Source organism: Nitrospirales bacterium (genome assembly GCA_031315865.1).
Classification (GTDB): domain Bacteria; phylum Nitrospirota; class Nitrospiria; order Nitrospirales; family UBA8639; genus JAGQKC01.
On the sequence record JALDRJ010000002.1, the window covers coordinates 1451950 to 1465918 of the forward strand.

Genomic DNA, 13969 nt, shown 5'->3' on the forward strand with positions numbered 1-13969 from the left:
GACTATTTCCCGTACATTGATTCGTTGAAGGAGCAACCCCATGGCTGAATTTCAGTACCAAAAAATTTTTGAACATGCCGTCGATAAGACGAGATACCGGAAGCTGACATCAGAATTCGTCTCTACGACCGTCTTTGAAGGTCAAGAAATCCTCAAAGTGCAACCGGAAGCCTTGACGTTGTTGGCGCGTGAGGCGATGGATGATGTCACGCATTTGTTACGATCCAGCCATTTGAAGCAATTAGCTAAAATTTTGGAAGATCCCGAAGCCTCAGAGAACGATCGGTTTGTCGCCCTGGAACTGCTCAAGAATGCCAATATTGCCGCGGGGCGTGTGCTGCCGGGTTGTCAGGACACGGGAACGGCCATCGCGCTTGGATATAAAGGACAACACGTCTTTACAACCGGGAATGACGCTGAAGCGCTTTCCCGGGGCATCTACGAAGCGTACGACCAACGGAATTTGCGGTATTCGCAAATGGCTCCACTGGATATGTACACCGAGAAAAACACCGGCACAAACTTACCGGCCCAGATCGACCTCTATGCAGACTCGGGTACCGATTATCGCCTATTGTTCATCGCCAAGGGGGGAGGGTCGGCTAACAAAACCTTTTTATATCAAGAGACCAAGGCTCTACTGAACCCGGCGTCGCTGCGAAAATTCGTCGCGGAAAAAATTCGGACGATTGGGACATCCGCATGTCCGCCGTATCATCTCGCGTTGGTCATTGGTGGTCTGTCGGCGGAGTTCACGTTGAAAACCGTCAAGCTTGCCAGCTGTCATTATTTGGATGATCTTCCGACCTCCGGAAACGAACTGGGCAGGGCCTTTCGAGACCTCGAGTTAGAAAAAGAGATTCTACAGCTTTGCGCAGAGACCGGAATCGGTGCGCAATTTGGCGGAAAATATTTCGCCCATGACGTGCGGGTCATCCGCTTGCCACGACATGGGGCTTCTTGTCCTGTAGGGCTTGGAGTGTCATGCTCGGCTGATCGACAAATCCTGGGGAAAATTTGCAAGGATGGCGTCTTTCTGGAACAGCTTGAAACGAACCCAGCCCAATACCTTCCGGAGGTCACCGAAAAAGACCTGGAGGGCGAAGTGGTCAAGATCGACCTGAATCGACCCATGTCCGAAATCCTGGCCGGGTTGAGGAAGCATCCTGTGGCTACTCGACTGTCACTCACCGGGCCGCTTGTCGTTGCGCGTGACATTGCGCATGCCAAACTCAAAGAACGGTTGGACTCGGGAGAGGGGTTGCCTCAATACATCAAAGATCATGCGGTCTATTACGCGGGGCCAGCCAAAAAACCGGATGGATTGCCCTCGGGTTCTTTTGGTCCCACCACCGCTGGCCGTATGGATTCGTACGTGGATCAATTTCAGGCAGCAGGCGGAAGCATGATCATGCTGGCGAAAGGCAATCGCTCCAAGCAGGTGCGCGACGCCTGCGGCAAGTATGGCGGGTTTTACCTGGGCTCAATCGGCGGGCCAGCCGCACGTCTGGCCGAACATAGCATCAAAAAGGTTGAAGTTCTGGAATACGAAGAACTCGGAATGGAAGCGGTTTGGAGGATCGAAGTCGAAGACTTTCCAGCCTTCATCGTCGTCAACCACGAAGGGAAAGACTTTTATGCCGACCTGGACGCCCAACGGCCAGCTACACTTGTTCAGGTAACGGAAAGAAGTGAGTCATAGCAAATGTAATATAATCGAATTTTTCGAGAGAACATAACTGACTAGGAGTATTCAATCTGACATTTATCCTCATGTTAGGTGCCAAATATGAGTAAGAGGAGATGCTCAGGTTGAGCCCCGGTTGTCACTCGCTGAGTTTCCAGAGCAACATTTCGTCAGCTTGCTGTTGGGATCTTCATTATCAAAATAGATACGATGAATACATAATTAGATACAAGCCTAGTTAATTCCTCACGTTCTTTCTCCAGAGATTCTCCTCCTTTCGATCAACAATTGCTGGAAAAACCAACTGATTTTCCGACGTTTCAATTGGCTCGTTCAGGTTCGTTCTATCTGGTACGACGTTTGCTTTCTCGCGGGTAGAACGAACCGGATCAGTTCTCACTCTGCCCCGTCCCTTCGAGATGGCCGCTCTTGGGTCTGGTGGTGAAAAGTATCTAGTCTCGTCTCTTCAACTGCCACAGTCCTGCGTGACGAAGATCGGTTTCCATGGAACCGTTCATCGAAGCTCTGTGCCATTCCGGCATAGGGAGCTTAGGATACTGAGGTGGTGAAAAGAGCGAAGGTAACAATAATGACGCGAAAACACGAATGAAAGGAATATGTATATGCCAATGTTTCACACGTCCAAATTGACGACAAGTCTGTGCTCGGTCATGATGGGCTATTCCATGGTGGTGGCACCGGTGTTTGGTGCCGACATGGAAGTGGTCGCCAAAAAGACAAAAATCATCAATGGGAAAGAGTATGTTTTTACGAAGTATTTAGATGAGAAACATGACGTGAGGAGCATGATTCAGGATCGGACGGGGCAGAGAGTGAGTGAGAAGATGGTCGCTGGAGAACAACGCCGGGTTATTGGAAAAAAATTACAAGCAGTCCTGGAACAAAAGGAAAGGGGGCTTGCTTATGGAGATCGAGTGACGGTCAACATTGCTTTAAATGTAGAAGTGTCAATGGTTCGGGAAGCCCCGCAATCTGGTGGAGGAGAGATAGTGCAAGGACGGACACTTGGCTCTGTCCTCAATGGACGCCAGCTTTCGGACGCTGAACTTCAACGTCAGAGCAAGACAGAAATGTCCCAGTTACGTAGTCGCCATGAACAAAGAATGGATCAGCAAAAGAAGCAAATTATGGCGTGGGCAAAAGAACATGGTTTCAGTCAACGAGCGGACGTTGAAAAAGCCGTTAAAGACGGCCGAACGATGGTGACGATCGAGTTGTCGAGATCAGAGATTCACGATCTGGTCCAATCTCGGGATATGAAAATCGCCGGGATTGAGCTGTATGAAGCTGGAGAAGATGATATTGCTCAAGCCATGTTGGACACCAGTGTCAATCCCACGGCTCTTACGAATACGAACACGCGGGGAAGCACGATCGGCGTCTATATGACTGAAAGTGGTTGTGCCAATGAAACCCGGATTACGAACTACAATCGTTTATCTGGCAGCGAAACGGATCATTCCAGAAACGTGGGCGCGATCATTCGGGCGGTGTCTCCCGATTCGTTTCTCTATTGCCGCGGTGGTGCCGTGTTGCCAACCTCTATCGATCTCAATGGATTGCGTCTCTTTGGCATTCAAATCATCCCACCCCTCGATCCACCAATCCACATCGTGACTCGTTCGCACAGTACCAATGATAATACGGACTATACGTCCCTTGATCGCGAGTGGGACAATTTTGTGTATAACGAGAACATTGCAGTCTTTAATAGCGGTGGGAACACAGGAAATGGTACGGGAAATGTCCGGTCGCCAGGTAAAGGGCTGAATGTGATTACGGTCGGAAACTATGATGATGCGACCGATACCATTTGGGGGAGCTCGCCATTTGTTGATCCAGAGACGGGCAACGAGAAGCCAGAAGTGGCGGCACCTGGCCGGAGTATTGCTGCCGGAGGATTTACGATGACCGGGACAAGTCAATCGACTCCCCACGCTGCAGCTTTTGCGGCCGATATGATGTCAGATCCCTTTCGTCCTTGGTTGAGGCATCGGCCATACTTATTGAAAGCCAACATGTTGGCGGGGGCGACCGATGATATCGCGTCGAACAATTCCACCTCCCAACTGGAAAAGGCCGGTCTGGGAGGGATTGATTTTGCCAGTGCGCATCTGAATGGCTGGTATTGGTACTGGTCCGGAAACAACAACGCCTTCGACTCGTTCGCGAGTAACGACGGGAACGATGATCAGTACATCGAAAAGAAGTTTTATATCTCCAATTCCTGGGACAAGGTTCGCGCGGTTATCAGCTGGCTCAACAGAGGGAGCTACACCTATGACCATCGGAATGATACCCATCCGATCGGTATGGATCTGGATTTCCGGGTGTATGATCCCAACGGCAACTATGTGGGGAGCTCCGCTTCTTGGGACAACCCATACGAGAAAGTCGAGTTTACGCCAACGGTGTCTGGCAACTATACGTTTAAGATCAACCGCTATGCCAATCGGGATACCGCTTCAAACCTGCGATTAGGGATGCAAGTGAATCTGTACGATGAATAGCTAATTGAGAATGTCAACTTCTAAAAGGAGGACTCGGAGCAAGCTCGGGGTCCTCCTTCTTAGCCTAAAATAAGTACCGAATGTGTTCCTTTGTTTATCCAATTTGATACACTATGAATCGAATTGGATAGCGAGCCCCTCTTTATTTAAGCCCTCTTTTGCTTTTTTCGTCTTCATAATCATTGAATTTCCTTGCCATACCTGATTGTTTGAAAAAAATAAATTCTCAACTTCCTCTCATTGCTTTGGTGCGTCTTTTGCTTGGATACGCTCATGAATAGAAGCGTGCAGGTAAACGTTGTCCCCGTGCAGGTTAGGCAGCATGGAATTTCTACAAACAGAAGCCTCAAACAGAAGATAGAGTTAAATACTTGCGGTCGTTCCAACATGAAACGCACGGATGTTCGTTACAAGATGCCTAGGAGAGGTACATGATGAAACAGAGCAGGCGTTGGCTTCTCATGAACAGCAACATGATGGTTTCACTCCTGATCCTATTGGGATTCAGCATTGGCTTGGCCGAGGCCGCTGATCGTCCTTCCCTTCCTCAGTCAGCCTTACGTCAGATTGAGGCCTTGATGCTCGAAAAATCATCCCGGTCTCCCGTGCAACAAAAAATCAGTTCACGCTTGTGGTATGCCAGTAAGATGCGGCGGGGTGACGCGATTGCCAACGGGGTTTCGCGCTTACGAAGTCGTGTGGAAGTGTCCCGGGACAATACCACGCTCGTGGATATTCGAGCCGTCGTGTCAGAGTCGGTTCTAGCGCAAATTGAGGCGGTGGGCGGGACGATCGTAAATCAATTCCCACGGCGTCGGGCAATTAGAGCCAGAATTCCCATTGACCAAGTGGAAACGATCGCCACGATGCCGCAAATTCAGTTTCTCAAGCCTGCGGATACGATGATGAGAAATTCTCATTCAAGTTCAGCGGTGAATGTCACCGAAGGCGATGTGGCAAGTAAGGCGGACCAGGCCCGTGAAGTGTTTAACGTAGATGGGACAGGTATAAAAATTGGAGTTTTGTCGGATGGAGTCGATTCTTTAGCCGATAGGCAAGCCTCGGGTGATGTGCCCGAGAATGTGACGGTATTGCCGGGGCAGGCTGGTTCGGGAGACGAAGGGACAGCCATACTTGAGATCGTTCATGATCTGGCGCCTGCGGCCGAATTGCTGTTTGCGACGGCTTTAAATGGACAAGTCTCGTTCGCAGAAAATATTGAAGCGCTTCGAACCGCCGGGGCCGATGTCATTGTCGATGATATCTTTTATTTTGCCGAACCGACGTTCCAGGATGGGGTGATCGCTCAGGCGGTCAACTCCGTCGCTCATCAGGGGGCGTTATACTTTTCCGCTGCCGGAAATTCTGGAAATGTGAATGATGGCACCTCAGGAGTCTGGGAGGGAGACTTTGTGGCGATCGATGCTCCGGCTGTCCTTGGCGACGGGGTGATCGCACATGATTTTGGCGGAGGAACAAATGCGAATCGTATCACCGTGGACCCTCCGTTTGTGATGACGCTTTCCTGGGCAGATCCACAAGGTCAGTCAGGGAATGATTATGATCTTTACCTTCTAAGCCCTGATTTAACGCAGGTGTTTGATGCGTCAACTAACGTACAGTCCGGCACGCAAGATCCCTTGGAACTGATCGATTCGGGACCATTCAATGATATCGGCAATCGGCTGGTTATCGTGAAAACGTTCGGAGAGGACCGCTACCTTCACTTGAACACCCATCGAGGGCAGTTGGGATTGGCGACCGACGGGCAAACTTCCGGCCATGCGGCGACGTCAGGGGCCTTTGGCGTCGCCGCGGTGAATGTGGCGACCGCGAATGGAGGAGTGTTTACGGGAGGAGCAGATAATCCAGTCGAGACATTCAACTCCGACGGTCCGAGACGAATGTTTTTCGATGAAAATGGTGTTCCTGTGACCCCGGGCAATTTTTCTTCAACCGGAGGTCTTGTCCTTCAAAAACCGGACCTGGCTTCGGCGGACGGGGTGATGACCTCGACGCCAGGATTTAATCCTTTTTTTGGAACATCGGCTGCCGCTCCTCATGCGGCCGGAATTGCGGCTCTTGTATTGGAGGCGAATCCCAATCTCACTCCTTCGGAAGTTCGTGACATCCTTACATCCACAGCCTTGGATATTGAGGAGGCCGGAGTGGATCGGGACTCAGGGTATGGGATCGTTGATGCCTTTGCCGCGGTTGGTGCGGTGGGTTCAGGCGATCCACAGATTATCAGCCCTCTTCCTGGCACAACCTTCGATGATTCATTAGCTGTGTTTGAATGGTCTGCCAATGGGACGACGGTTACGGATTGGTGGCTGTACGTTGGGACGGCTCTAGGGAAAAGCAATATCCATAATAGCGGTCCATTAGACAGCCAGACGCTTTCGGCCTTCGTCGCCGGTCTTCCGACCAATGGTCAAACAATATCTGTTCGTCTATGGTATCGAACCGATTCCTGGAAATTTCTCGACGTGCAATACACGGCTCTGAAAGTTCCAGGAATCTTGGATCCGCGTCCATGGTCCCTGTTGACGACGAGAGAAGTGACATTCAAGGGAGAACCGACTGCCGATGCGCATCAGCATTGGCTCTGGATCGGGACCAAAAAAGGAAGAGCTGACGTTCTCAGCCAGAACATGGGACAGTCCAACGAGTTGATGGTCGAGAGGCTGCCAGTGTTTGGACGTATCTTCGTGCGCTATTGGACCAGACTGGGAGGCGGCTGGCGATACCGGGACCAGTCCTATTTCATGTGGGCCATACCCAATAGGGCGCCTTCTGGGATGCCCTAGCGGCAGGCTGATGAGTTTCTTACAGTTGCGTCATGCCTCCATCGACGGTCAAGTCGATGCCCATGATGTAGGAGGAGTCATCCGAAGCCAGAAACAATGCGGCTTTGGCGACTTCCTCAGATGTGCCCATGCGTTTCATGGGGTTTTCCTTCATAAAACCTTCCTGGACCTCGGGTAATGATTCTTTCGGGATACCGATTTTTTCAAAAATCGGTGTATCGATAGGTCCCGGAGCGACGGCGTTGACTCTGATTTTGCTTTCAAACAACTCTCCTGCCAAGGTTCGGGCAAGGCTGCGGACAGCGGCTTTCGTGGCCGCGTAGATATTCGTCCCGGCAAACCCTTTTTGATCGGCAATGGAAGAGTTGAAAATGACGGAGGCGCCCTCTCGAAGGAGAGGCAACGCTTTTTGAACGTTAAAAAACAGGCCTTTGAAGTTCACATTGACCATGTGATCGAATGTGGCTTCATCCATGGTCGTGAACGGACCAAACGTCGCGACGCCAGCGTTGAGAAAGAGCACATCAATCTTGCCAACCTTCTCGTTGATGGTTGCGTACAAGGCATCAATGTCCTGCATGTTGCCGGCATCCGAAACAATTCCGACCGTCTTGCCTCCAATATCCTGAACCGCCTGGTCGACCGCGTCTTGTCGGCGGCCGGTAATCACTACGGTGGCGCCTTCAGCATGGAAGAGTTTGGCCGTAGCTAACCCAATGCCGCTATTGCCTCCAGTAATGACCGCCACTTTGTTTTTCAGTTTATTTCCCATGAGATCTCTCCTTATTTTCTCTGATGTAAGAATGCTCTAAAATCGCAAGAAAGGCGGTAGATGTCAACACGAACATGATGACCAAGCTGACGTTTGAACGATTACGAAAATATATCTGGATGGCCCATGTAGCTCGTACCCTGTTTCTCAGACCATGATAGCCATATACTGAATATTCTGTTAGTGTGAGCGCAACAATTCATCTTTAGTCTGGATCCGCTCGCCTCTCCATTTCCTGACAAAACCGCGATCTTTTCCAGCCTACGCTGTATTCACTTTTTTATACGGAGGAATCATCTCATGGCGTTGCAAGCATTAGCCGTCAGAATGGTGTGCGCGTTTTTTCTGATCGCCGTTACATGTCTACCCATCGCGCAGGCGGAAGTTCCAGGCGATGCGGCCGGAACCGTCTCTGACGGAAAGACCATTTCAATGGAATATACCCTCACGCTCGATGATCAAAAGGTGGTGGACACCAACGTTGGGCGAGAACCGTTGAAGTTTACGCAGGGGGCGCATCAAATCATTCCGGGGCTGGAAACGGCGCTTGCGGGGATGAAAAAGGGTGAGAGCAAGCAGGTCACAGTCGAACCAGAACAAGCCTATGGCGTCCCTAACCCGAAGGCGATTCAAGAAATTCCTATTGATAAAATTCCACCGGAGGCTCGAAAAATCGGAGCGACTCTTCAGGGAACGGATGCGCAAGGACGGACCGTCCATCCTCGAGTGGCGGAGGTGAAGGAGCAAGTCGTGGTTCTAGATTTTAATCATCCGCTGGCGGGCAAAACACTGAACTTTGACGTCAAAATTCTGGATATCGAAGACGCCCAAACCCCATAAATTCAGACTGCCGAGAAGGGATGAACCTTCCTTGGGAGGGTTCATCCTTATTTCCTTCCCCCATTCCTTCGAGAAAAGAAGCTGAATCCCAAATGTCAGACAACGCGATTAAGGCTCAACCGTGATATCCACGAAGTCTGGAATACTATCTGCGCCCTGGATGTCTCTGACACGGAGTTTAAAGCGAAACGTGCGAGTGTCTTCCACGAAGGGGGCTAAGAAGCTCGCATTCGCGGAATAGGGATCAAGAAGAGAAACTTTACTCCCCCCAACCTGCGACCAATGATATTCAAGCGATCCCCCCTCCGGATCAAAACTATTCAACGCTTGTAATTGGACGCGGGTGGCTTCCTGGACGGTCTGATCTTTACCTGCATCAGCCACGGGCGGTTCATTCGGTTCCTCATTCACATCCACGACCACTTCCAGGGTAGCCTCAAGTCCTCGATTTTTGGCAGTCACGATCGCCGTTCCGTTTCCAGCCAACTGGAGAAACCCATCAGAGTTGACGATCACGACATGTTCGTCTGACGAATGATAGGTGGTCCCAGTTGAACTGAGACGAAGCGGTCTGGTGACCCCATCGGCGAAGGTGCCGACAACCGGAAGCTCAATAATTTTTCCTAGCGAATCGATTTCTGCGTAAACGGCCGCCAACGCAGCACGCCCAAATCCCAGAGGTTTCTCAATCTCAAAATCAATGTCTGTGAGTTCCGAGTCCGGTTCAACGTACAGGGTTACTTCATCAAAAATGGCCCAAGGCTCCGTTCGAAATCGTGCGCTCGCACGTTCTCCGACTCCGAGCAATCTCAGCGGGCCGATCGCCGTCTCTGGTACCCTGAGCGCCCCACCAAACGGAGGATCGTGAGTACTTGATGACACAAGCGCAAGATTTTCTTCAGCTGATTCTTTGAGCATGTCTTCTTGCTCGTGATACCAGAAATACGTGGCCTGAATCAGATTGTCGAGGTCTTTGGGGTCCAATCGAACAGTGATAACTTGTCCAGGTTTGACTCGTTGCGCATCTGTAGGTTCAATGATCGTAAACCCAGATGCATGCCCACTAGCGAATATGGATACGGCCAAGAACGGCAAAGTCGCCGAACGCATGAATTGAATAACGGGGGACGAGAAAAGAGTCATCATGGTCGATGGATTATTGAGATGAACCGTCAATTTTCTAGGCCTGTCTGTCCGGTTTTCTTGGTATGATGCGATGAGTTTCCTATTATCTGAAATATCACTCCTGTTCGTCTACGCTTGGGGAAAACAAAATATAACCGTAGGCGACAGCAAATAACAGATATGCGCCACTCCAACTTGCTCCCGCTATTTCAAGTATGAGATGGCCAGGCAGGTGAACACTTGGGCCAAATACCCGTAGAGCGGCCCCGAGATTGATCAACAGGTACATTGTCACGGTCAGTGGGTCGGCATGTTTCACTCGTCCAGTATGTCCTAAGCTCGCTCGTGTCATAATTGCCAGAGTCATGACACCGACGGCTCCCGTCGTGAGCGCGTGTATAGCATCTTCCGGATTAAGCCAAACGCCAAGGATAGAACTGCCCAACAGGAACAGTGAAATGACCAACCACCCGTAGCCTACATGGAGAACCAGGACGAGTGGCTCGCGCCATGTCATCCAGCCATACCAGCGAAGTAATCGAACCATATGGATGAGGCCGGCGACAAGGAACAGCATGCCGGTTGCGGTCGATCGTGGAGCGAGGACCCAGAAGCTGGCGGTGATTCCGAGAAGAAGGATCGAAAATCCATCGTAGCGAGAGAACGTAGACGGTTGTTTCGAATATTGTCGCTCAGCCATAAAGTCTTCGGTAAATCCCGGGGTAACCCGGCCGCCAATCAGCGCGAGCAAGACCAGGAGAATAGCCAAGCCCATTCGATAAGCCGGATCGGCTTCTTCATTATGTACCGACAAGGCATGAAACGTCAGATTGGCGAGGGCATAGAACGTAATGAGGATGCCGATTGGCGAGCGGTCCCAGATTTGACTGAGCATGATTTCACGCCAAACGATCCCGGCCACGACGACCAAAAACGATCCATCTATGATGGCCGCAAGGACTGGGGCGATTGAGGCGTTGGCCATAGCCATTCGCCCACATACCCACGTTGCCAAGAGAAGCATGAGGGTCCATCCGCAGATTGGAGGACGATCAGACCAATTGGGGATGGCGGTGAAGACAAATCCGGCGATGATGCAGGGCACGAAGCCAAAGACCATTTCATGCACATGCCAATCTCTTGCGGCATAGAACAGTTCGATGTCGGTGGACCCGGACAGGAGCAGAATCCATAATGGAACGGCGATGCCGGCAAACAAAGAAGCTGAAAAAAAGAATGGGCGAAATCCATAGGAAAAAAACGCTGGTCCTTGAGAACTGGAGTCATGATTCATGAGTGTTTTACGCTTAAGGATTGTGAATCTGTATGATACGGTGGATGCGCAAACTCTGTACAGGGATTGTGTCTGACATTATGTCAGTTAGGTCGTTTCACGATTGACTTGAGGGCTTTTCCACGATGAATACATCCGTCCAATCAATTTCACTCGTTGGATTACTGGCTGCTTTCGCGCCAGTCGGTATCGTCATTCTCATCCTGAAACACTGGGCATTGGGTGCCAAGACCGCTCTGTATGCCGTCGCACGAATGTTCATCCAACTGCTCCTCATCGGCTATGTCTTGACCTATATTTTCGAGGCGAAGCATGCTGGAATCATTACGGGAGTGCTGGCAATTATGCTGTTGACCGCCAGCTGGATCGCCCTTCGGCCTCTTCAGAAGAAAGAACCTCACGTGTACGGTAAGGTCTTGGGGGCCATTCTGTTTGGTGGAGTGCCGGTACTTGTTTTAGTGACTCAGATTGTTCTTGAAGTGCAGCCTTGGTTTCTCCCCCGTTACGTTGTTCCACTCGCCGGGATGATCTTTGCCAGTTGTATGAATACGGTCAGCTTGGCAGCAGAGAGATACCAAGCAGAGCTTGACCGGGCGGCTTCATACATCGAAGCCAGGAATGCGGCCTTTCACTCTTCGTTGATTCCGGTCACGAACTCCCTTTTGGCGGTCGGTCTTGTCTCGTTGCCTGGAATGATGACCGGTCAAATTCTCTCTGGAGTTTCGCCCGTGATTGCCGCCAAATACCAAATGGTGGTGATGTGCATGATTTTCGGAGCCTCCGGGATATCTGCGGCCCTCTATCTTATACTGGCTGGATGGCGGCGGTAGCGTCTGCGCCCACGGCTCTCTGCCTTGTATGCGACGCTAATCTTTCCAGGCAAAGCCTGAATTTACAGCAAGAGAAGAAGGAGTCTGCAGGCCGGTATAGCGCGTGTCGTTGATAATCCAGGTGGGGTAACTTTTGATTTTTTCGGCCGCGCAAGGCTTGGTGAGAGGACTTCCACGTCCACCGGAGCTGCACTCGACATACGGTAATCGTTTGGCCGAAGCTTGAAATATGGCCTTCTGCTCCTGACAGCGGGGGCACCAATACGCGCCGTAGAATCTGGCGCCTGTCTTCGTTAAATGCGTGGCTAAGGCTTGGAGCTGAGGATCTTCAGGGCCGGCGGCGGCATCGAATGTCCCACTATAGTGCAGATGGAGGATGCCAACGATGATTAACGCAATCACGCTGGCTTCTTTAACCGATGTCAGCCATCCAGCAGGGCGTTGGATAATCGCGAGAATAACCATACTGGTGAGAATAAAAAAGGACGCCAGGCAATAGGGGCAGGTCGCTTCAATTTCGACGATGGACACGATCGTGAGATAGGCACTGATCGCGAAACCACAGATGGCGACGAAGAGGAAGGGCTTTGAGATGCAGGGTCGGTGTCTACTGTTCCAGATCAAGTTCGCCATGATGATGTAGGTCAGTAATCCCCAAAAGGCCATCGGGACCATTAAAAAGGTCGACCAGCGGCTACTTTGGACGAGGTCGCAGGCAGAACCTTCTGAACAAAAGGCTGGATGGTCTTCAAACCAAGCCACGTACGTGAGGTAACTCGTCAAAAGAATGCCGGCTACGGCGAGAATCAACAAAGCGAGGGTTAAGGGAGGGATCCCATGAGGCTCGTTCGAAGTGGACGTGCCGTGAACGTTTGAGGCGGGCTCTGATCTCTGTCGCTTGTGACGTTTCGACATGTAAATACCTGATTCTTTATAGCATGACTGGACTTGTAAAAACGAGCTATGTCAGGATCGTAGCACACCAGTCTAAAGACAGGATCATGAGTTTGAGAAATTACTGTAATAGTGCAACAAAAGATTTGACCCTATGATTGAAGGCCGGAGTTTTTATCAAATTCTCGGCGTGCCGGAAGATGCGCTCTTGAAGGAAATTCAACGAGCCTGGCGCACGTTCGTGAAAGAGAATCATGAGGACGTCGTTCAGCCTTGGGAGCGGCAGGCGGCCAAGGAGCGCATGATCCTGATTAACCAAGCTTATGAAGTGTTGAGCAATGAAGACAAGCGAGCGGTATACGACAATTCGCATATGCTGAACGGAGGGTCCAAGATTGAACTGGTTCGCATTCGTGTCAGGCAGGCCAAAGAGATTATCCAAAAAGACTGCGCTCTGATTACCTGGGAGGATATTAAACTCATTGAGTCGATCATCGATTATTTGGATCGCAAGACTCAGGAGTCCTGTTTCGGACGGATGATCGATATTGTGTGCAATCATCCAGGCATGGCAAAGCATGCGGTCTCCCTGGCCTTTGACGAACAGATCCTAAACGTGAAGACGACGCTCTTTGATACCGTGCTCCAACGGGCTCCGGCTGCTATCACCTTCGATAAAGTCTACTTGTATGGAGAAGAGATTATCGGGGTTGGCGGGAAAGAGGAAAAAGAGCGGAATTATAATCAACTGGCTCGTGTGCTTTGTCACCGGTTAGATCTGGCCAAGTACTTCGTGTATCCGTCCTTTCAGGAGCAGGCCTCAGGTTGTGAAAGCAATCTCCTTCGGACCTTGCTGACCCTCTCTCCCGACGCTATCACCCAAGATGACTTTGACAACTTTGTGAAGGCCGTGTGCGAGATCCGGTGGCATATCCATCATCAATTACGAAGCTATAACGAACAAGCCATAGTTTGGATTCTCAAGGCCAGGCCCGATCTCATTCGAAAGCCCCCAAAGAAAAAAGAAAAAATGGAACTGCCTTTCCCCCTTCGGTCGAAGCCCTGACTCAAGCTTTTGAGATGTCAGCACATTCATCATTCGTAAGCTGATTCACGCACTCTACAACTATTGTTACCTGATTGTTGAAACGCAAAAATGTCTCCAACAACGCCGCGGCACGAGCGT

Annotated in this window: 9 protein-coding genes and 1 pseudogene; 6 read left to right on the forward strand and 4 right to left on the reverse strand. The window is 50.7% G+C overall.

From position 1 onward, the window contains the following. Positions 1–103: 103 nt before the first annotated feature. From MRJ96_06775 to MRJ96_06785, 3 genes and pseudogenes are all read left to right on the forward strand, one after another. A pseudogene (locus MRJ96_06775) lies at positions 104–1702 on the forward strand (fumarate hydratase). Positions 1703–2310: 608 nt separating this feature from the next. Further along, positions 2311–4218 carry a S8 family serine peptidase gene (locus MRJ96_06780; protein MDR4501138.1) on the forward strand — a complete coding sequence of 636 codons (1908 nt, stop codon included), beginning with the start codon at positions 2311–2313 and terminating at the stop codon, positions 4216–4218. Between the two features lie 431 nt (positions 4219–4649). Further along, on the forward strand, positions 4650–7028 hold the full coding sequence (locus MRJ96_06785) for a S8 family serine peptidase (GenBank protein MDR4501139.1): 2379 nt from the start codon (positions 4650–4652) through the stop codon (positions 7026–7028). A gap of 19 nt (positions 7029–7047) precedes the next feature. Here MRJ96_06785 and MRJ96_06790 read toward each other — a convergent pair whose 3' ends face one another. Beyond that, complete coding sequence (locus MRJ96_06790) at positions 7048–7800, reverse strand: SDR family oxidoreductase (protein ID MDR4501140.1); 753 nt, start codon at positions 7798–7800, stop codon at positions 7048–7050. A gap of 300 nt (positions 7801–8100) precedes the next feature. Between MRJ96_06790 and MRJ96_06795 the strand changes: the two genes are divergently transcribed. Further along, entirely contained in the window at positions 8101–8640 is a 540-nt protein-coding gene (locus MRJ96_06795) for a peptidylprolyl isomerase (protein MDR4501141.1), read from the forward strand. 108 nt (positions 8641–8748) lie between these two features. Here the strand turns inward: MRJ96_06795 and MRJ96_06800 are convergent, their stop codons facing one another. Next, a complete protein-coding gene (locus MRJ96_06800) occupies positions 8749–9786 on the reverse strand; it encodes a hypothetical protein (GenBank protein MDR4501142.1) in 1038 nt (345 codons plus the stop codon). 94 nt (positions 9787–9880) lie between these two features. Beyond that, the gene (locus MRJ96_06805; GenBank protein ID MDR4501143.1) at positions 9881–11059 is read right to left on the reverse strand and encodes an NnrS family protein; all 1179 of its coding nucleotides are present in this window, start codon (positions 11057–11059) and stop codon (positions 9881–9883) included. A 125-nt stretch (positions 11060–11184) separates the two neighbouring features. Between MRJ96_06805 and MRJ96_06810 the strand changes: the two genes are divergently transcribed. After that, positions 11185–11889 carry an ABC transporter permease gene (locus MRJ96_06810; GenBank protein ID MDR4501144.1) on the forward strand — a complete coding sequence of 235 codons (705 nt, stop codon included), beginning with the start codon at positions 11185–11187 and terminating at the stop codon, positions 11887–11889. Between the two features lie 36 nt (positions 11890–11925). Here the strand turns inward: MRJ96_06810 and MRJ96_06815 are convergent, their stop codons facing one another. Beyond that, a complete protein-coding gene (locus MRJ96_06815; GenBank protein MDR4501145.1) occupies positions 11926–12804 on the reverse strand; it encodes a vitamin K epoxide reductase family protein in 879 nt (292 codons plus the stop codon). A 133-nt stretch (positions 12805–12937) separates the two neighbouring features. Between MRJ96_06815 and MRJ96_06820 the strand changes: the two genes are divergently transcribed. Then, positions 12938–13849, forward strand: coding sequence for a DnaJ domain-containing protein (locus tag MRJ96_06820; protein ID MDR4501146.1), 912 nt, complete (start codon positions 12938–12940; stop codon positions 13847–13849). Positions 13850–13969 lie beyond the last annotated feature (120 nt).